General features: G+C 68.9%; 19 protein-coding genes and 2 pseudogenes. 9 read left to right on the top strand and 12 right to left on the bottom strand.

The genetic code is table 11. The features are described from left to right. Nucleotides 1-234, bottom strand: a pseudogene (locus ACWGJM_RS22730) (hypothetical protein); the annotation flags it as partial. A gap of 602 nt (nt 235-836) precedes the next feature. On the opposite strand from ACWGJM_RS22730, the gene ACWGJM_RS22725 reads away from it, so the two are divergent. Next, nucleotides 837-1,502 carry a nitroreductase gene (locus tag ACWGJM_RS22725; RefSeq protein WP_453413496.1) on the top strand — a complete coding sequence of 222 codons (666 nt, stop codon included), beginning with the start codon at nt 837-839 and terminating at the stop codon, nt 1,500-1,502. A gap of 290 nt (nt 1,503-1,792) precedes the next feature. Here ACWGJM_RS22725 and ACWGJM_RS22720 read toward each other — a convergent pair whose 3' ends face one another. Next, nucleotides 1,793-2,485: a TetR/AcrR family transcriptional regulator gene (locus tag ACWGJM_RS22720; RefSeq protein ID WP_453413495.1), complete on the bottom strand. Its 693-nt coding sequence runs from the start codon at nt 2,483-2,485 to the stop codon at nt 1,793-1,795. Nucleotides 2,486-2,538: 53 nt separating this feature from the next. Here ACWGJM_RS22720 and ACWGJM_RS22715 point away from each other — a divergent pair, with 53 nt between their 5' ends. Then, on the top strand, nt 2,539-3,660 hold the full coding sequence (locus tag ACWGJM_RS22715) for an FAD-dependent oxidoreductase (protein WP_453413494.1): 1,122 nt from the start codon (nt 2,539-2,541) through the stop codon (nt 3,658-3,660). Nucleotides 3,661-3,751: 91 nt separating this feature from the next. Here ACWGJM_RS22715 and ACWGJM_RS22710 read toward each other — a convergent pair whose 3' ends face one another. The 4 genes from ACWGJM_RS22710 to ACWGJM_RS22695 all read right to left on the bottom strand — a co-directional run bounded on the left by ACWGJM_RS22710 (nt 3,752) and on the right by ACWGJM_RS22695 (nt 6,036). Next, complete coding sequence (locus tag ACWGJM_RS22710; protein ID WP_453413493.1) at nt 3,752-4,357, bottom strand: GNAT family N-acetyltransferase; 606 nt, start codon at nt 4,355-4,357, stop codon at nt 3,752-3,754. A gap of 132 nt (nt 4,358-4,489) precedes the next feature. After that, nucleotides 4,490-4,909, bottom strand: a complete 420-nt coding sequence (locus ACWGJM_RS22705; RefSeq protein WP_453413492.1) for a PIN domain-containing protein — start codon at nt 4,907-4,909, stop codon at nt 4,490-4,492. Then, complete coding sequence (locus ACWGJM_RS22700) at nt 4,906-5,127, bottom strand: type II toxin-antitoxin system VapB family antitoxin (protein WP_017945933.1); 222 nt, start codon at nt 5,125-5,127, stop codon at nt 4,906-4,908. The genes ACWGJM_RS22705 and ACWGJM_RS22700 overlap by 4 nt, the downstream gene beginning before the upstream one ends. 330 nt (nt 5,128-5,457) lie before the next feature. Then, nucleotides 5,458-6,036, bottom strand: a complete 579-nt coding sequence (locus ACWGJM_RS22695) for a TetR/AcrR family transcriptional regulator (protein WP_453413491.1) — start codon at nt 6,034-6,036, stop codon at nt 5,458-5,460. A 91-nt stretch (nt 6,037-6,127) separates the two neighbouring features. Between ACWGJM_RS22695 and ACWGJM_RS22690 the strand changes: the two genes are divergently transcribed. The 3 genes and pseudogenes from ACWGJM_RS22690 to ACWGJM_RS22680 all read left to right on the top strand — a co-directional run. After that, complete coding sequence (locus ACWGJM_RS22690; RefSeq protein ID WP_453413490.1) at nt 6,128-6,574, top strand: anthrone oxygenase family protein; 447 nt, start codon at nt 6,128-6,130, stop codon at nt 6,572-6,574. A gap of 157 nt (nt 6,575-6,731) precedes the next feature. Further along, nucleotides 6,732-7,157, top strand: a complete 426-nt coding sequence (locus ACWGJM_RS22685) for a DUF4267 domain-containing protein (protein ID WP_453413489.1) — start codon at nt 6,732-6,734, stop codon at nt 7,155-7,157. Between the two features lie 21 nt (nt 7,158-7,178). Then, nucleotides 7,179-7,436: pseudogene (locus ACWGJM_RS22680) on the top strand (GNAT family N-acetyltransferase); the annotation flags it as partial. 321 nt (nt 7,437-7,757) lie between these two features. Here the strand turns inward: ACWGJM_RS22680 and ACWGJM_RS22675 are convergent. Beyond that, the gene (locus ACWGJM_RS22675; protein WP_453413488.1) at nt 7,758-7,958 is read right to left on the bottom strand and encodes a DUF397 domain-containing protein; all 201 of its coding nucleotides are present in this window, start codon (nt 7,956-7,958) and stop codon (nt 7,758-7,760) included. Then, entirely contained in the window at nt 7,955-8,827 is an 873-nt protein-coding gene (locus ACWGJM_RS22670) for a helix-turn-helix domain-containing protein (RefSeq protein WP_453413487.1), read from the bottom strand. The genes ACWGJM_RS22675 and ACWGJM_RS22670 overlap by 4 nt, the downstream gene beginning before the upstream one ends. Before the next feature lie 844 nt (nt 8,828-9,671). Between ACWGJM_RS22670 and ACWGJM_RS22665 the strand changes: the two genes are divergently transcribed. Next, entirely contained in the window at nt 9,672-10,265 is a 594-nt protein-coding gene (locus ACWGJM_RS22665; RefSeq protein WP_453413486.1) for a MarR family transcriptional regulator, read from the top strand. Then, nucleotides 10,201-10,431 (top strand): MarR family transcriptional regulator, encoded by a 231-nt coding sequence (locus ACWGJM_RS22660; RefSeq protein ID WP_453413485.1) that lies wholly within the window; start codon nt 10,201-10,203, stop codon nt 10,429-10,431. Before ACWGJM_RS22665 ends, ACWGJM_RS22660 begins: the two co-directional genes overlap by 65 nt. Before the next feature lie 187 nt (nt 10,432-10,618). Here ACWGJM_RS22660 and ACWGJM_RS22655 read toward each other — a convergent pair whose 3' ends face one another. Together ACWGJM_RS22655 and ACWGJM_RS22650 are read right to left on the bottom strand one after the other, a co-directional pair. Then, nucleotides 10,619-11,686, bottom strand: coding sequence for an IS630 family transposase (locus ACWGJM_RS22655; protein ID WP_453413530.1), 1,068 nt, complete (start codon nt 11,684-11,686; stop codon nt 10,619-10,621). A gap of 129 nt (nt 11,687-11,815) precedes the next feature. Further along, the gene (locus tag ACWGJM_RS22650) at nt 11,816-12,724 is read right to left on the bottom strand and encodes an aldo/keto reductase (RefSeq protein WP_453413484.1); all 909 of its coding nucleotides are present in this window, start codon (nt 12,722-12,724) and stop codon (nt 11,816-11,818) included. Nucleotides 12,725-12,791: 67 nt separating this feature from the next. Between ACWGJM_RS22650 and ACWGJM_RS22645 the strand changes: the two genes are divergently transcribed. Next, nucleotides 12,792-13,787: a DUF5937 family protein gene (locus ACWGJM_RS22645; protein ID WP_453413483.1), complete on the top strand. Its 996-nt coding sequence runs from the start codon at nt 12,792-12,794 to the stop codon at nt 13,785-13,787. Between the two features lie 106 nt (nt 13,788-13,893). On the opposite strand, the gene ACWGJM_RS22640 is transcribed toward ACWGJM_RS22645, so the two are convergent. Together ACWGJM_RS22640 and ACWGJM_RS22635 are read right to left on the bottom strand one after the other, a co-directional pair. After that, complete coding sequence (locus ACWGJM_RS22640; RefSeq protein WP_453413482.1) at nt 13,894-15,408, bottom strand: AMP-binding protein; 1,515 nt, start codon at nt 15,406-15,408, stop codon at nt 13,894-13,896. A 25-nt stretch (nt 15,409-15,433) separates the two neighbouring features. Continuing rightward, nucleotides 15,434-16,384 carry an ACP S-malonyltransferase gene (locus tag ACWGJM_RS22635; RefSeq protein ID WP_453413481.1) on the bottom strand — a complete coding sequence of 317 codons (951 nt, stop codon included), beginning with the start codon at nt 16,382-16,384 and terminating at the stop codon, nt 15,434-15,436. A gap of 154 nt (nt 16,385-16,538) precedes the next feature. On the opposite strand from ACWGJM_RS22635, the gene ACWGJM_RS22630 reads away from it, so the two are divergent. Beyond that, nucleotides 16,539-17,228, top strand: coding sequence for a TetR/AcrR family transcriptional regulator (locus ACWGJM_RS22630; RefSeq protein WP_453413480.1), 690 nt, complete (start codon nt 16,539-16,541; stop codon nt 17,226-17,228). The last annotated feature ends 5 nt before the right edge of the window (nt 17,229-17,233 follow it).

Here is a 17,233-nt window from a genome sequence, read left to right as displayed (position 1 = left end):
CGTCCACACCTGTCCCTCGGGCGAAACCTTGCGCACCCGGTGGTTGTACTGGTCGGCGATGTAGACGTTGCCGGAGGCGTCCATCGCCACCCCGGTCGGATAGTGCATGTAGCTGGACGTGGCGAACCCGTCACCGTTCCAGCCGGCCGTGCCGTTTCCCGCGATCGTCGCGATGCTGCCCACCGCCGACGCGGTATACGTCAGACTCCGGGGCTGCAACATGGCAGTACTCATCAATTCCTCCTGCTGGCCGGTCACCCGCAAGGCCGCTCCAACGGCGGCGAGCGGTACACGCCCCTCCGCGGCGTGGGGACACAACGGCACCCGCACACCCGCCACCCAGGCCCTCCGACCACCACGAAGAAGACGGACAAATCGTCACATGGTGCGCTCTGATGTGCGACCCGATGACCACCCGAGAGCAACGGCGTCGGACCTCCGGGCCGTAGACACCGCCGGTCGTGGCGCGCAGCCGCGCGGCGAGCTCCCCCTCCGCGACTTCGGCGGGGCCGCGTTCATCGCGGGCAACCTTCGGAAGGGACTACGCGCCGGCGCCATCCCTCCCGCGAAACAGGTGGAGCCCAGCAAGATCAATCTCACCGGAATCTCCTGCACCTCGGCTACTCCCGCCCCGACCCCGTCGGCGGGCTACGGGGTCGCGCTGGGCGACCGCATCGACCCTGGGACGGGCGTGCCGCTCCAGGGACCGGGTGGAGGCGTGCCGGGGACCGCGCGAGCAGCATCGAGTACGCGGCCGAGGACCGTCACCTGTTGCCTCTTGTGTGTGCTGAAGACGGTAGAGAGGCGGTTGTCGTTGAGTGAGGGGAAGAGCAGACGTGGATGTGTATGAAGCTGTGGACAGTCGCCGGGCTGTGCGGGCGTTCAGCGATGAGCCGGTATCCAAAGAGATTCTCGAACGTGTGCTGGCCGCAGCGACGCGGGCTCCGTCGAGTGGGAACCTCCAGCCGTGGCATGTGTATGTCGTGACCGGCGAGCCCTTGGCCGAGCTGAAGAGGCGCGCAACGGCCAGGGCACTGGCGGGAGACCCGGGGGATGAGCGGGAGTATCCGATGTACCCGGCCGAACTGACCTCGCCGTATGTGGACCGGTTTTCCGCCGCGGCTGCCCAGCGGTACAAGGCGCTGGGGATCGAGCGCGACGACCCCGACAGGCCCATGAAGATCACCGCCCTGAACTCGGAGGCGTTCGGGGCACCGGTCGTGCTGTTCTGCTACCTCGACCGGACGATGGGGCCCGGGCAGTGGGGGGACGCGGGGATGCACTTGCAGACGGTCATGCTGTTACTGAGGGCGGAAGGGCTGCACAGCTGCCCTCAGGTGATGTGGACGATGTATCGCAAGACCGTCAGCCAGATCGTCGGAGCCGATGACGGGCTCGTGCTGTTCTGTGGTGTCGCGGTGGGATTCGAGAAGGAGGGCGTGCCGCGGCTGCGTACCGGGCGGGCTGACATGACAGAAACAGTCAGCTTCATCGGAGTGTGACCTGCCATGTCGGTCTGGCGTCGGTCCCGATCCTCGCAACTCGGAGGCCTGGGAGATCGACCCGGAGGACCTGGCCCACATCTCGCCGTACCTGACCGAGCACATCAAACGGTTCGGCGCGTACTCCACCCACGAACTCGGCATCCAGCCCGAGGCGTACGACCCGAAACTCGATGTCGACTTCACCCAGCTCCGCGACCAGGACCCGGCCGCCTCCGGTTTCAGCACAGCCGCCTGACCGCCACCTCTGTGAAGGACCGGCCTCGCTCACATCCGGCAGGAGCTGAGCGTCACGCCGGCGGCCGGGCGAGTTTGGCGGCCACGGCGTCGAGGACCCAGTCCAGGCCGGTCGCGAAGGATGCCTCGGCGTCCACGTCCGTGCCGTCGTACACGGCCTTGGCCAGCGCCGGGAAGCGGCCCGTGGCCAACATTCTCGTCACATGCGGGCCGGAGGCGCGCTGCCAGTCGCGCTTGGACAGGCCCGTGGCGCGCTCGGCCCGCAGGTTCGCGATCTCACGCCTGATCGCGCCGGTGAAGTAGGCGCTGACGGTCTCCACGGCGCGCATGACGGTGTCGACGTCGGCGAGGCCGTCGAGGGCGGCCAGCTTGGCCTCGGTCACGGCGAGGCCGTTCGGGCCCAGGGTCGGGCGGCCGCCGAGCAGGTCGGCCAGCCATTCGTGACGGAGAGCGGCCTGCCTGGTGCGGTGGGCGAGGATGCGCAGCGCCTCCCGCCAGTCACCGGGCTGCTCCTCGGGGAGAATCTCGGCGTGGACCTCGTCCACCATGAGGTCGAACAGCTCCCCCTTGGTGGAGATGTATCCGTACAGCCGCATCGGGCCGGCGTTCAGCCGGGCGGCGACCTTGCGCAACGACACCGCCTCCAGCCCGCCCTCGTCGGCCAGCGCGATGGCGGCGGCGACGATCCGCTCCCGGTCGAGCGGCACGGGGCGAGTCGGCGGCTCCGGCCGGTCCCACACAGTCATGGTCACATCGTACTGTTGCGATGCATTGTAATGAGGCAATACAGTGTATCGACATGAGACATCGCATCGCTGTGGTCGGCAGTGGCCCTGCCGGCCTTACCTTCGCCCGTGTCCTGCACCGCCATGATTACCCCGTCGCCATCCTCGAACGCGATCCCGCCCCCGACGCCCGCCCCCCGGGCGGCACGCTGGACCTGCAAGAAGGGCTGGGCCAGCTCGCGCTGGACAAGGCAGGGTTACTGGCGGAGTTCCAGGCGCTGTCCCGCCCCGAGGGGCAGGCCATGCGCATCCTGGACACGGCAGGGACCGTCCTGCGCGACTGGCCACCGCGACCGGACGACCGGGCCAATCCCGAGATCGACCGCGGGCAACTGCGTGACCTGCTGCTCGGCCCTCTCGACGTCCAGTGGGGCCGGGACGTGACGCAGGTGATGCCGGGGAAGGACCGGGACGGCGTCCTGGTCCGTTTCGCGGACGGGCGGCACGAGACCTTCGACCTCGTGGTCGGCGCGGACGGCGCCTGGTCCCGGACCCGCCCGGCGGTCTCACCTGTGACGCCGCACTACACCGGCGTCACCTCGGTCGAGACCTCCCTCGACGACGTCGACACCCGCCACCCTGACCTCGCCCGGTTGATCGGCGACGGTTCCGTGGCTGTGTACGGCGTGAACCGAGCTCTCGTCGCCCAGCGCAACAGCGGCGGCCACGTCAAGGTGTACGCCCAGTTCCGCGCGCCGCTGGACTGGCACACGGACCTGGACCTGGCCGACGTCGAGGCCGTGCGATCGACTCTGCTGGCTCTGTTCGACGGCTGGGCCGCTCCCGTCCTCGACCTCCTCCGCCACGGCACCGCTTTCGTCCACCGCCCCCTCTACGTCCTGCCCGTGTCCCACACCTGGACCCACGTCCCCGGGGTGACGCTACTGGGCGACGCCGCCCATCTGATGCCCCCCTTGGGGGCGGGCGCGAACCTCGCGATGCTGGAAGGCGCCGAACTCGCCGAGTCCATCGCCACCGGCCCCGGAGATCTGGACAAGGCCGTCCGCGCCTTCGAGGAACAGATGTGGGCACGGGCCGGCAGGTGGGCGAAGATCACGACGGCCGGTCTGGAACGCCTTGTGAGCCCGGACCCCGCCGAAGCCCTCGCCCTCTTCGACCAAGTCCAGCCATCCTGACTGCCAAGCCCGGGAGCACCAGCACCAACAGCTCGCCACGGCTTCACGGGAAAGTACGGCACCGCCGCGGTCCCTTCCGGCAAAACCACCGTCACGCGCTGCCGTAGCACGGCCGTTCAGAAGCATTCGTTGATGACGACGATGAGGACGATGGCGGTGCAGGGCGGCTCAGCCGCCAGAGCACCTCGGTTCCGCTGCCGGAAGGAGCTGCCGGCGGCGTCGCCCGCTCCCGCCGGACTTCGGTGAAGCCCAGCCGGCGTGGGATGGCACCGCTGGGCACGTTGGCCAGGTCGTGCGAGATCTCCAGGTACTCCACATCCGGCCGGGCGAACATCTCGGTGACCATGGCCGCTGTCGCTCGCGTGGCGATGCCCCGGCCGGTGGCAGCCGGATGCAGCCAGTACCCCAGCCTCCAGCCCTGAGGTTCGGTCCCGCGGTAGGTCTGGCACATGCCGATGAGCGTGCCGTCTTTGACGATGGCGTAGTTGTACGCCTCGCCGCTCGCCCACTTCGCGTCGGATCTCTCGAGGAACTCCCGGGTGTACTCCTCGCCGTGACGCTCGACCCAGGGCATCCACGGGCGCAGGTGGTCCACAGACTCCTCGATCAGCGTGACCACCGGGGCGAGGTCGCTCTGTCCTCGCCAGCGTCGCAGAGTGAAGTCTCCGCACTCGACGATCTCACTCGGCCGCTCCATGACGGTCAGGGTCCCACGCCGCATCCGTTGGAGTGAATGTCGCGCGCCTAGGAGGGCACGGACCCCGCTCGGCCAGGTGGGTGATGAGGGCGGTGCTCCGCTGTACGCGCGCGTCCACGACGGCCGAGGATGCTAGAGGCCTGGAGCGTTGCGCACATTCCGCTCGCTGACGTCGGGCAGGAAGCGGGCCACGGTGACGAAATCGGCATCGTCGTGCAGGACAATCAGTCCATGATGCACGGCGGTCGCGCAGATCATCAGGTCGAGCGGCCCGGCCGCACCGAGGGCCCCCTTCTCGGCGAGAGCGTACTGGGCTGTGTCGACCCAGTCCCACAACCTCTTCGGAAGAGGTACGTCGGGGTACAGATCGGTGAACATTTCCCCCATGGCCTCGTACTCCACGGCGTTGCGCGCTGAGCGCCGGAACTCGGCCCGCTGGGCGGCGCACGACCCGATGGCCCGGAGGGTGGTGGTCTCCAGCCACGCGTCCCTCAACTGCTCCTCGCGGAGGAGGCGCCACAGACCCGAGGAGTCGAGCAGGTAGTGGATCACACGCCACCCTGCTTGTCCTCGACGCGGCGCTGCTGCCAGCCCTCGTAGTCCCACTGCTGGGCGGCGTGGAAGTGCTTGGCTACGAGCGCGGCCCGCTCATGGCGTTCGGCGTACTCGCGAAGGGCGGCATTGACCACGTCTTTCTTGGTGCCACCACCAGCGACACGCATGGCCTTCTCCAGCGCATCGTCATCGAGGTCGATCGTCGTCACGCTCATACTGGACTCCTTTATTCAAGGGCAATATCCAGTATATGTATCCGCGGGCGTACTGGACCCGCAGGACGCCGGATGAGCGCCGGCCGCGGCGACCGCGCGGCCGAGCCGCAGACCGCCGGGCCCCGTACCGCAGACGGGGGTAGGTGTTCTCGCGTGCCTGCTGGGCGAGGCTCTCCCAGCCCTTGGCGGAGGCCGCGTCCGCGAAGCGGACCTCCCAGCCGCCTGTTGGCGCCGGTGGTGGCATGTGGGCGCGAGTGACCGGAAGCGATGCCGCGGGCAGGCAGCGGCGGGGCTCGAGGGCCCCGGCCGCGTGTCCGCCGGGATGGTGTGTCAGAGTACGGCGAGGCGGTCCACCAGCAGTTCAATCCTCTGCTCGGTGTACTCCGGCGGCAGCCGTCCCGCCCGGGTCAGGGTCGCGATCCCGTGCAGGGACGCCCAGAACACCTCGGTGAACAGCCCCGGTTCGACGCCGTCCCCGGCGACCTCACCCAGGCACTCAAGCAGCGCGGCGAAGGCGTCCTTCAGCGGCTTCGGCGTGTCCTCCTGCGCGTACGCCAGGCCTCCGTCGAGCTGGAACAGGGCGTCGTAGACCGCCGGGTTGCGCTCGGCGAAGTCGAGGTAACCGCGGGCGAGAGCGGCGACCCGGGCACGCGGACCGTCCGCGGCGGCGGTCGCGGCCCGCACCGCGACGGCCAGCTCGGCGGCACCCTGGAGGGCGACGGCGCCGATGATCTCGCGCTTGCCGCGGAAGTGGCTGTAGAGGACGGGCTGGCTGTATTCGATGCGCTCGGCGAGCCGGCGCGTGGTGACCGCGTCCCAGCCCTGCTGCTCGGCGAGTTCGCGGGCCGTCGCCACGATGAGACGCTCGCGGCCCGCCCGCTCGCGCTCCTTGCGTTCCTGTACCGACATGGTTCGATCCTAGCATCGCTAGACAATCGAGCGGCAGTAGCACTAGCGTTGCCCTGACAGATAGCAACGCTAGATATCTGGAGGGGCCGTCATGCTCAGCGCACTTGAGGTCGTCACCACCGTGGTCGTCGGCCTGATGGTGGGGGTGGAGTTCTCCGTCGCCTTCGTCATCAACCCGATCCTCAACGCCCTTCCCCACGACGCCAGCCAGATGGGCCACAGCCACGGCGGCCGGATGCTCGGCGCCGTGATGCCGTTCTGGTACATCGGCTCGCTCGTGCTCGCCGCGATCTGGGCGGTCGCCGGATGGCACCACCACGGCACCGGTCTCGTCATCACCGCCGCCGCGCTGCTGATCCTCAGCGTGATCATGTCGCTCCTGCTGCTCGTCCCGATCAACAACCGGAACAAGACGTGGACCCCCGAGAACCGGCCCGAGGACTGGAAGGAGCAGATGAACCGCTGGGACCGCTACCACTACGTCCGCGTCGCCGTCATCGTCGCCGCCTTCACCCTGCTGGTCGCCGCCCTCACCTGATACCGAAGTCGCTTCGGATTTCTGACCCCGCGGGCCGACCCCGCGCCGGTGGCGCGCCCCTCGATCAGCCGCGTCCGCGCGACCTGCCGGGCCCCACACGACTCAGCAAGCTCGACGAAGCTCACCAAGCCGGCGAAGACTCGCAAGGAGAAGAACCATGTCGCTGAAGAAGATCAACACCGTCCTGGCCGCCGCCTTCATCCTCTTCATCCTCTGGTTCGGGGGGGAGTTCATCCTGAGCCCGGAGACGACGGCGCCGGGCTTCGGCCTGCCGAGCTGGCCGTCCGGCGACGGCGGCGGCTTCCTGATCATCAAGGGAATCCGCGACGTCGTCCTGGCCCTGGTCCTGGGCATCCTGCTGGTGACGGGCCACCGCCGGGCGCTGGGCTTGGTGCTGCTGGTGGAGGCCCTCGCCGCGTACGGCGACATGGCCACCGTGCTGGCCCACCACGGCTCCGTGGCCACCGCACTCGGCGTCCACTGCCTGACCGCGACACTGATGGTGATCAACGGCCTGCTGATAATGCGCGAGACCCGCAAGGTCGCGGCCGCTCCGGCAACACCCGCCCCGCAGCCCGCCTGACGCCACCTTGGGGCGTGGTCGGCATCCGTCGCGTACTGGGTACTCCCGGCCGCCCGCGGAGCCGGTATCGCCTCGCGCGCCCTCACGGCGCTCACTGTCTGGGCCCTGGACGAGATCGGCTTCCACCGCCTGAATCTGGACCACTCGACGCGCAACCATGCCTCCTGCAGGGTCGCCACCAAGTCCGGCTATCTCCTGGAAGGCACCAAGCGCAGCGCCGCGGTCCACGACGTCGGCCGACACGACATGCATCTGCACGCCCGCATCCGAGGCGATTGAGCCTGCCCGATCAATTACGTGCAGAGAGATGAGTAACTGGCACTGGTGGTCTGAGCGCAGAACGGGGCCAGATCAACTCCGTACGCCTCCTGAACTGACGGCGGGCCGCCGAGGAGAAGCCGCCCGGGAGCACGGGCCGCGGGCGGCTTTCCGGTTGTCCGGGTTGCTCGGGCCGTGATTGCCGACTGGTCGGGCGGAGCGAAGAATCCCCGTGTGCGCCGGTTTCCGGGCGGGCGGGGTGGAGGCGGGATTGCGTGATCTGCGGGCGGGCGTGCACCTGAGGGGGTCGGCATCGCCACCAGGGGCGTGCCACGGGGTCGGTCAGATCCAGTCCCGCCCTAGATCCGCGACGAACCCTGACCATGCGCTCCGCGTGAACGCGAGCTGGGGGCCACCGCGTTCCTTGGAGTCGCGTACGTGTAGGGCAGTGCTGTCGGCGGCGACCTCGACGCACGCCCCTCCTTCCCCGCTGCTGTAGCTGCTCTTGAACCAGTCCAGCCGTGCGGGCTGTTCAGCGTTCATCGGTCTCCCAGCATCTTCTCGATCAGGGTCAGTGACTCGTCTGGCGTGAGTGCTTGTGCCCTGATGCTGCCGTAGCGTGCGGCAAGGATACGTACCTCGTCCGGATCAGTGATCAGCCGACTGACGTGCTGTACTTCCAGGTACGCCACTTGGGGCTTGCCCTTCGGGGCGAGCAGGATGAAGGGCCCACCCAGGCTGGGATGCTCCTTGCGCTCCGTTGGCAGCACCTGAAGCTCCACACTGCGTAGCCTGCCGAACTTCAGCAGCGCTTCAAGTTGTTTCCGATGAACGTCCCACCCTCCGAGTGGGCGACGCAAGACGGATTCCTCGATGGTGAAGGTCGTGAACGGCGGAGGCCAACGGTCGAAGACCTGTTGACGGTCCAGCCGTGCGGCCACGCGCTGTTCGACGGTCGCCTCGTCCAGCAGGGGCTGGCGGGTACTGAACACCACATGTGCGTGAGCCTCCGTCTGCAGGAGCCCAGGAATTGCAAGCGAGCTGTAGTCGTGCAGCTCAACCGCCTCCGCCTCCAACCGCGCATAATCCCGGAACCACTCCGGATGCCGCACCCTCCGCCGGGTCTTCGCCCGCTCCACGTCCTCCGCCGCGGTCGCCAGTAGGCCCCCGCAGTCCAGCAACCGGTCTACCGCGACGAGCAGTTCGGGCTGCGGCGTGCGCCGCGCCCGCTCGACCGACGAGATCGTCTCCTCCCCGTACCCGATCCGGTCGCCCAGCTCCTTCTGGCTCAGCCCGGCCCGTTCTCGGGCGACCTTGATCTGCCTGCCGAGCGCCCGGAACAGGTCCGCTACCTTCTCCGTGCCGTCCGCCTCCTCGCCCGTCGGGACCCCCGTACCCGGCTGCGCTGTCATGCCCCGTACCACCACCCTGTTCCATGTAGTCACGGCCGTACGCCCGCACATCACACCGTCCGCGCCGGGACAGTCACCCTGCGTGCCGACCCGTGTATGCACACGGTAGAGCGCGTCCGTCACCCTCGGTGAGGAGAACCAGGAAACCGTCACCACACCGGTGAACCGACCGTCATCGCGGGACACTTCAGCACCGGCTTTCCCAGCCCCGCGCGGGGTGCGCGCACCGCCCGTCACGCGGCCGAGCGCTGGATCGCCACACGGCAGGGATGGCCGGACCCGCCGACTACGACAGCGCGGCCACGACCTCCCTGCTCATCGCGCCGGACAAACCGCCAGGACCATGCCGGAACCTCAGCCCACGAAAGTCAGCCACGACGAAGCCGTGCGACGAACGGGCTGGCGCGCGTGTGCCACAGCAAGTCCCACCGGGCATCAGCCACGCCTCCTTGATGCCCTGCAGTCACCCCGGACGGCCGTGGGCCGGGGAACATCGCTGACGAGACGTCAGTGGACCCGAAGCGCTTGCGCGAGGACCCCAAGAGCCACGCACGTCGAGGCAGTTGGCCGGAGTTTTTGTTGCTCCAAGAGGGCGCAGCCCCTACGCGCTGCTGACCTGCAAAAACGCCCGGAGGATCGGCATCCTGCGATGCCTATATCGGCATCCTAGGATGCCAATACCTGATGCTGTCAGTCATGTCGCCTGTGGTCATCGAAGGAACCTGACAGTTCGCTCGATGACCACAGGCGACATGTCGCTTGCGGTAATATCCCCATGTTGGGAAGTCCGGGTCGGGGGTCGTAGATGCCAACAACAGGGCGCAATGGACGTCACCGCGAGCTGGTGAACACCGCGACCGGTGAGGTGCATGAACTGAGGGAGCCGGACGACGCTGAGAAGCGCCGGACTTACAGCTTCGGCGGTCGGCACGGCCAGATCTCGTTCGAGCGGGTCATGGCCATACTGTCCAAGGACTCCGGGCTCACCGGTGACGACATCAGGGTGTTCTTCTACTGCGGGATCAAGACCTACGAGAAGGGCGGCGCCACCGCGGTGGAAGCCGCCGAGTATCTCGGGCTGACTCCGCAGGCGACGAGGAGGATCGCGAAGAAGCTTGCCGAGCACAAGATGCTTCTCGTGGCGGAAGTGATCGGACGGACGATCCGGTACAAGGCATCCGTCCACATCATCTCCAGCCTCACCGGGGCAGAACAATCCGAAGAAGCGGTCACCCAGCACCTGCCGACTCTGCCGGGACGTCCCGGCGCAACACCGAAGGACTCGTCACATGCCACCCCACAGCCCGTATCCAGAACTCGAAGCGGTGCAGGGACGGATAGGCGAACTGCCGCATCTGAAGCAGAACGTGCTGATGACGTACGCGATCCTGGGCGGCCTGGAAGGCAGCGTCGAGTGCACGGCGGCGCAGCTGGCTGAACGGATGGGCATCCCCGCCCCGCACTTCTCGCGCGCCCGCCGCGAGTTGGAAGCCGACGGATGGCTGGAGTACACGCACAGCGAGGGGCAGGTGAAGTTCTTCCGGCTCGGCGAGAGGGCCACCGGCCACGAGGTCGTGGTGCCGTTGCGCAGCAGGAATCGATGACCTGGCGGAGGTGTGCGCCAGGCGTGTGTGTCACACGCCGGCCGCGGTCACGCGCTCGGCGCGAGGTCGGCCATGACCAGGCGGCCCAGCCGCGAACCAGCCCGACGGGCAGAACCACCGACAACCTGGCCTGACCTGGGAAAGTGTCCGACTAAGTGGTCGGTTCCGGAAGTTTTTCGGGGGTTGATCATGCTGCCAGTACGACCGAGGATTCTTCGGGCGGATCGGCGTTGTGTCGGTCGAGCCTGGCCAGCAACTCTTCCAGGTCGGATGTGGTGAACTTCCACTGGAACGGCTGTGCCGTGGCGTTGTAGCGGTCTTCGAAGGCTCGGAGCCGGTCCGTGACCTCGGCGAGGTCGGTGAAGTCGTTGGGTGAGACGACCTTGCGCTGCACGACGGAGAAGTAGATCTCCACCTGGTTCAGCCAGGAGGCGTGCACCGCGGTGTGGACCAGTACCGCGTTCGGGAAGGCTGCGGCCAGCCGGTCAGCGGACTTCTTGCCACGGTGGGAGGAGCCGTTGTCGACGATCCAGAACACGCGCTTCGCACTGGCGTACGGCTCCTGGCTCATGACCCGGGCGACCAGATTCATGAACGGGTCGATGCCGGTGCGCGGTTCGGTGCGGCCGAACACCTTGGCCTGGTGGACGTCATAGGCAGTCAGGTAGGCGAGAGCGCCGCCGCGCCCGTACGTGTGGTTCACCCGCATGGCGCGGGCTTGCCCGGGGGCGAGGGTGGGGTGGCAGCGGCAGCGGGCCTGGATGGAGGTCTTCTCGTCCGCGCCGAGCGCTACTCCGCCCCAGCTGCGGGCATACAGGTCCAGGACGCGCGCGGCCTTGGTGCGGAAGTCAGGGTCGCTGATGAAGATCCAGGAGCGGTGCTGCCAGGGCTTGATTGCGTCCTGGCCGAGCCAGCGACGCACGGTGGACGCGGAAAGGGCCGGGGCGATCCGACGGGCGACGGCCTCGCGCGCCAGTTCCGGGCACGACCAGCGTGACAGCGGCGCGCCTGCCTCGGCCGGCAGCTGACACGCCAGGGCCTTGACCTGAGCGGTCTGCAGCGCGGTGAAGGCGGCGGGCCGCCCCGAACGTCGGCGGTCGGCCAGGCCGGACAAGCCCAGGTCGGCGAACCGGCCCCGCCAGGTGCGCACGGTGTCCACGTGCACTCCCACCTCGACTGCGATCCGCGCGTTGGGCCTGCCCCGAGCCGCCAAGAGCACGATCCGTGACCGGACCCTGGCCTGGTGCGGAGTCATATGACCATGGGCCGCCTTCTTCAACCGGTGCCGCTCGGCGGCGGTCAGGACTATCGGGCGGGCGGCAGGAACAGGCAAGGCAGGCAAGCCGATCAGCAGAAGTGGATCACGACATCAAGCCGGTCTTGTTCATGCGGTTTCGTGGTGCAGGGAGTCCAGGACGGCGAGTTCGTCCGCGGAAAGGCGCAGAGCGCCAGCAGCCACGTTCTGGGCGAGGTGGTCGGGATCTCCGGTGCCGGGGATGGCCAGGACGTGGGGGCCCTGGTGCAGGGTCCATGCAAGCCGGATCTGGGCTGTGCTCACCTGGTGGGCGAGGGCGATGGCGTGCACTTCCGTGCTGTTGTCGGTGGTCGCGCCGCCTTCGCGTCCGGTGCCGGCGATCGAGTAGAACGGCACGAACGCGATGCCTTGTTCACCGCAGACGCGCAGGAACTCCTTCTGGTCGGGCGATGCGCCGATGCCGTACATGTTCTGCACGCAGACCACGGGCGCGATGCTCTGGGCCTCAGCGAGGTGGTGGGGGCGGATGTTGGACAGGCCCAGGTGACTGATGAGTCCGGCCTCGCGCAGTTCGGCGAGTGCGCCGAAGCGTTCGGCAATGGAATTGGTGCCGACGACGCGCAGATTCACCACGTCGAGGTGGTCACGGCCGAGCTGGCGCAGGTTCTCCTCGACCTGGCTGCGCAGCTGCGCGGGGGTGGCGTGCGGCAGCCACCGGCCCGCAGGATCGCGGCCCGGTCCAACCTTGGTAGTGATGACGAGATCGTCCCCGTAGGGGGCCAAGGCGCGGTTGATCAGCTCGTTGGCGGAGCGCAGCGGCGAGAAGTAGAACGCGGCGGTGTCGATGTGGTTCACGCCGAGCTCGACCGCGCGGCGCAGCACATCGATCGCCTGGTCGCGGTCGCGTGGGACAGCGTTGGTTGCGAACGCCTCGCCATGCTGGGGCAGGCGCATCGCGCCGAAACCGACTCGGTTGACCGTCAGGTCGCCGAGCTGGAAAGTGCCCGATGCCGCCGCGGTAATCGTCTGTGAAGTCATGGCGGGATGATCTCCGCGCGGTACGCTGGCCCGCTATTGATTCACACATGCATGAATCTATTGAGGAGTGGTCGTCCTGGCAGAGTTGGCGTTCTCGGCGAGCGATCTTGCGCAGGTGCGGTTCGCCGTCTCACCGATGTGGGAGATCACGCCCAGCTTCCGGCTGCTGACGTCCACCGCCGCGCATCTGGTCCACCGGTCCTGGGTCGACCAGGTACGGCCGCGTGTGGTGGCCGCTGGGCTGGACCGAGGCTGGCTCGCCGAGCTGATCCCGCCCACCGGCTACGTCCCTGACTTCCTCAACCCGGCCCCCGCCGTGCCGGCCTCCACGCTGGCGGCAGAGCTGGATGCGATCCTCGCCTCGCCCGCCGACCGAGTACGCCAGGACCTCGACCACCTCGCCCGCCACCAGGGAACGCTCGGCCCCCGGCTGCAAACCCTGCACGCCGACCCACAGACCCGCCTCGCCAAGGTCACAGAAGAGATCGAAACGTACTGGGAGCTGGCACTCGCCCCCTACTGGGCACGGATCCGGGAAGTACTGGACGCAGACATCTTCTACCGAGCCCGCATGGTCGCCGAGCACGGCGCGGGCCGCCTCTTCAACGACCTGCACACCTCGGTGAGCTGGGACGACAATGGACTGCGGCTGGCCCGCCGAAAGCAGCCGCTGACCCGCAAGACGGCAGGTACAGGACTGCTGCTGATCCCCTCAGCCTTCACCGGACCGGGACTGCGCACCCGGACGACGCCGCCGGATCCACCCCAACTCGCCTATCCGGCGCGCGGTGTCGGCTCGCTATGGAAAGCGCGGCCCGTCACCCAGGCCGACGCCCTCGCCGCCGTACTCGGCCGCTCGCGGACCCTGCTCCTGACCGAACTGGATACCCCGGCCTCCACCACAAAGTTGGCCCACCGCACCGGACTCTCCCCGGCCGGGGTATCCCAATACCTCACCGCACTACGCAACGCGGGCCTGGTCAGCGCCCACCGCGCCGGCCGCTCCGTCCTCTACGCCCGCACCACCGCAGCCGAAGCCCTCCTCAAAGCCGCTACCGCCTGAGAATCGGCTCAGCCCCCCGAAGGACTTCCGGAGCCAACCACTAAGGGTCAGATTTCTGACCCTTGGCACTTTCCCAGCGGACCGGTGAGACGCACCGGCGTTGCCCTCAGGCCGCCGGTTCCTTCCGGCGCTGGGCGAGGAGTTCGTCGGCCCGGCCCGTCAGTTCCTTGCGGTCGACCTTGCGGTTGGAGTTCAGGGGGAACTCGGTGAGGTGCTCGAAGCGGCGGGGGAGCATTCCCTTGGGGAGGAGTTCGCGCAGGGCGCGGGAGAGGCGGGCGGCGGGGCGGGGCTCGCCGGTGTAGTAGACGACGAGTTCGGTGCCCGCGGGGGTCGTCGCGCCGACGGCGACGGCGTCCTCGACACCGTCGCAGGAGCGCAGTACGTGCTCCACCTCGGCGAGTTCGACGCGCCAGCCCTGGACCTGCACCTGGGAGTCGAGGCGGCCCAGGTAGACCAGTTCGCCGTCGGGCAGGCGGCGCACCCGGTCGCCGGTGCGGTACCAGCGGCGGCCGTCCCGCTCGACGAACCGGCCCTCGTCGTCGCCGGGGTCGAGGTAGCCGACGGACATCTGCGGGCCGGTGATGAGGAGTTCGCCCTCGACGGCGGTCTGCCGGTCGTCCTCGTCGACCAGGACGTGGTCGTGGCCCTCGTGCACGCGGCCGATCGGGACCAGGCCGTTGACGCAGAGGCCTGGCGAGGTCGCCGGGTCCCAGCGGTGGCCGGTGATGGTGACGGTCAGCTCGGTCGGCCCGTAGATGTTCTCCAGGGTGGAGGCGGGCGCGGCGGCCTGCCAGTCGGCGGCGTCGTGCGCGCGCAGGGCCTCACCGGCGAAGAAGCTCCAGCGCAGGCCGGGCAGCGCGCCGGGGGCGAGGGCGCCCATGCGGCGGGCGAGGGAGATGGCGCTGGGCGTGGCGAACCACACGGTGACGCCGTGCTCGGCGAGGTAGGACGGCAGGTCGAGGTAGGCGGTCTGCGGGGTGACATCGACGGTGGCTCCGGAGCCCCAGGCGCAGAACAGGTCGAACATCGCGCAGTCGAAGTTCAGGTCGAAGGTCTGGGAGAAGACGTCATCGGGGGTGAAGTCGTAGCGCGCGTCGAGGAGTTGGAAGTAGTGGTGGGTGCTGCCGTGGCTGATCGGTACGCCCTTGGGGCGGCCGGTGGAGCCGGAGGTGAACAGCATGTAGGCGGCGTCGGACGCGGTGACGGGGCGCGGCGCGGTCAGCGCGCGGGCCGGGTCGGGGTCGATGACGTCGAGGGCGGAGGCATCGTCGCCCAGGCCGGCCAGCACGGCGCGTCCCCGGTCGTCGGCTATGACGGCGGTGGCACCGGACAGTTCGAGCATGTGCCGGGTGCGGTGGGCCGGGAAGTCGGGGTGCAGGGGGACGACGGTGGCGCCCGCGTAGAGGGCGCCGAGGATGCCTGCGTACGCGGTCACCGTCTTGCCGGCCAGGACACCGACGGCCTTGGCGCCGTCCAGGGCGCCCGCCCAGGCGAGGGCCTGGCGGTGCAGGTCCCGGTAGCTGACGGTCTCGGTCCCGATGCGCAGGGCCGTACGGTCCGCGGACCGGTCGAGGCCGCGCAGGAAACGCTCGTACAGGCCGCGGGACTCGTGCTGGGTCATGGTTCCTCCGGAGGTCGTGCCCCGGTCAGGCGGCCGCCGGGCGGCGGCGGGGGCGCAGGGCGAGACGCGGGTTGGCGGGGACGACCTTGAAGTTCTTCGCCGCGACGGCGACCCGGCCGAACAGCGCGTCCTGGCCGGCGACGAGGAGGGTGCCGACGCCCTTGCCGCGCAGGGAGTCCAGGGCGGTGGGCCATTCGACCGCGCGGACGCAGCAGTCGAGCAGCAGGTCGCGTACCTCGTCGCCGCCGGTCAGCACGGACCCGTCCTGGTCGGAGACGACGGGCAGCACCGGGTCGCGGAACTCCAGCCCGGCCATGACCTCGACGGCGGCCCGCTCCCGCAGCCCGGCGAAGCGGGCCGAGTGCATGGGCGGCCGCATGACGTACAGGGGCATCCCGCCGGCGGTGCGCAGCCGCTGCTGGAGCCACTCGAGCCGGGAGGCCCGCAGGGTGAGCATGCGGAAGTCCTCGTCGACCGTGCAGGTGATGTCGTACCACTCGCCGTCGGCGTCCAGCTCGGCGAGGATCTCGTCGAGCCGGTCCCGCGGGGTGCGCGCGAAGGACTGGGTGGCGACCTCCTCGGGGTACTCCTCGGCGAAGAACGCGTCGAGACAGTGCGCGAACCGCTCGGTCAGCCGCACCCCGTCGGCGAACGACAGGGCACCGGAGCGCACGGCGGTCGCCTTGCCGCCGAAGCTGGGGCCGATGACATAGGAGGGGTCGAGGCCGAATTCCGCCTCCGCCCACTGTGCGAGGGCGAGGCAGTTCACGAAGAAGGCGACCTGCGCGGGCACGGAGTAGTCGCCCTCCGCTTCCCGGAACACGCGGAAGAGCGAATGGCCCAGGGCGTCGTCGGCTTCCGCGACGAGTTTCCGCGCGAAGGGGTTGACAAGCATGAACTTGCCGACCTCGGCGAACGGGGCTGGCCCCATTCCCGGGAATACCAGGGCGGTTTTCGTCCGGTGCTCGGTCTCCATGCGCCCAAGTCTGGTGTTGCGGCCACCGGGCCAATAACCCCTAACCGGCCCTTGTCCTCGGCACCCGGCCACCGCCCGCCCGCTCGTGGTTCAGGGGGTTTTCAGGGGTCCCGTACGGTGGATGAGCGGCCGGTGCGCCGCTTGAATGACGAGAATGGGACATCGTGAGGCTCTGCTCGAAGGTGCGAAGCAGTGCCTGATCGAAAAGGGATACGCGCGCACCACGGCCCGCGACATCGTCGCCGCGTCGGGCGCCAACCTCGCTTCCATCGGCTACCACTACGGTTCGAAGGAGGCCTTGCTCAACGCGGCACTGTTCGAGGCCAACGCCGCCTGGGCGGAGGCGCTGGACAAGGCGCTGGCGCAGGCTCCGGACGGTCCGGCGGCGCCGCACGAGCGGTTCGAGTCCTTCTGGACCGCGGTGATCGGCCTGTTCGCCGAGCACCGGCGGCTGTGGGCGGTGAACATCGAGGCGGTCACCCGGATGGAGAACTCCCCGGAAATCCGCCGGGCACTCGCCGAAGGCCTGGCGGAAGCGCGGTCCGGTCTGGGGGAAACCCTGTTCGCGCCCTCGGAGGCCCACCCCGGGGACGGGCCGGCGGCCGAAACGGATGTGCGTGACGTCCACGCCGTGGGCAATCTCTGCCACGCCCTGCTCATCGGCGTCATGACGCAATGGCTGATCGACCCGGAAAACGCACCGAGCGGGCCCGAGCTTTCCCGTGCGCTGCGCGTGCTGGCGGCGGCCGCGCTCCCCGTTCCAGTCGTTCCAGCGGTACTCGAGAAGGACGCGAGGAATACCCGTAACCGGTGGGGTAACCACCCGGTGAATCCGGCCGGATAGGGGGA

Source organism: Streptomyces sp. NPDC054834, assembly GCF_053611185.1.
This window is presented reverse-complemented; position numbering and strand designations above follow the sequence as displayed.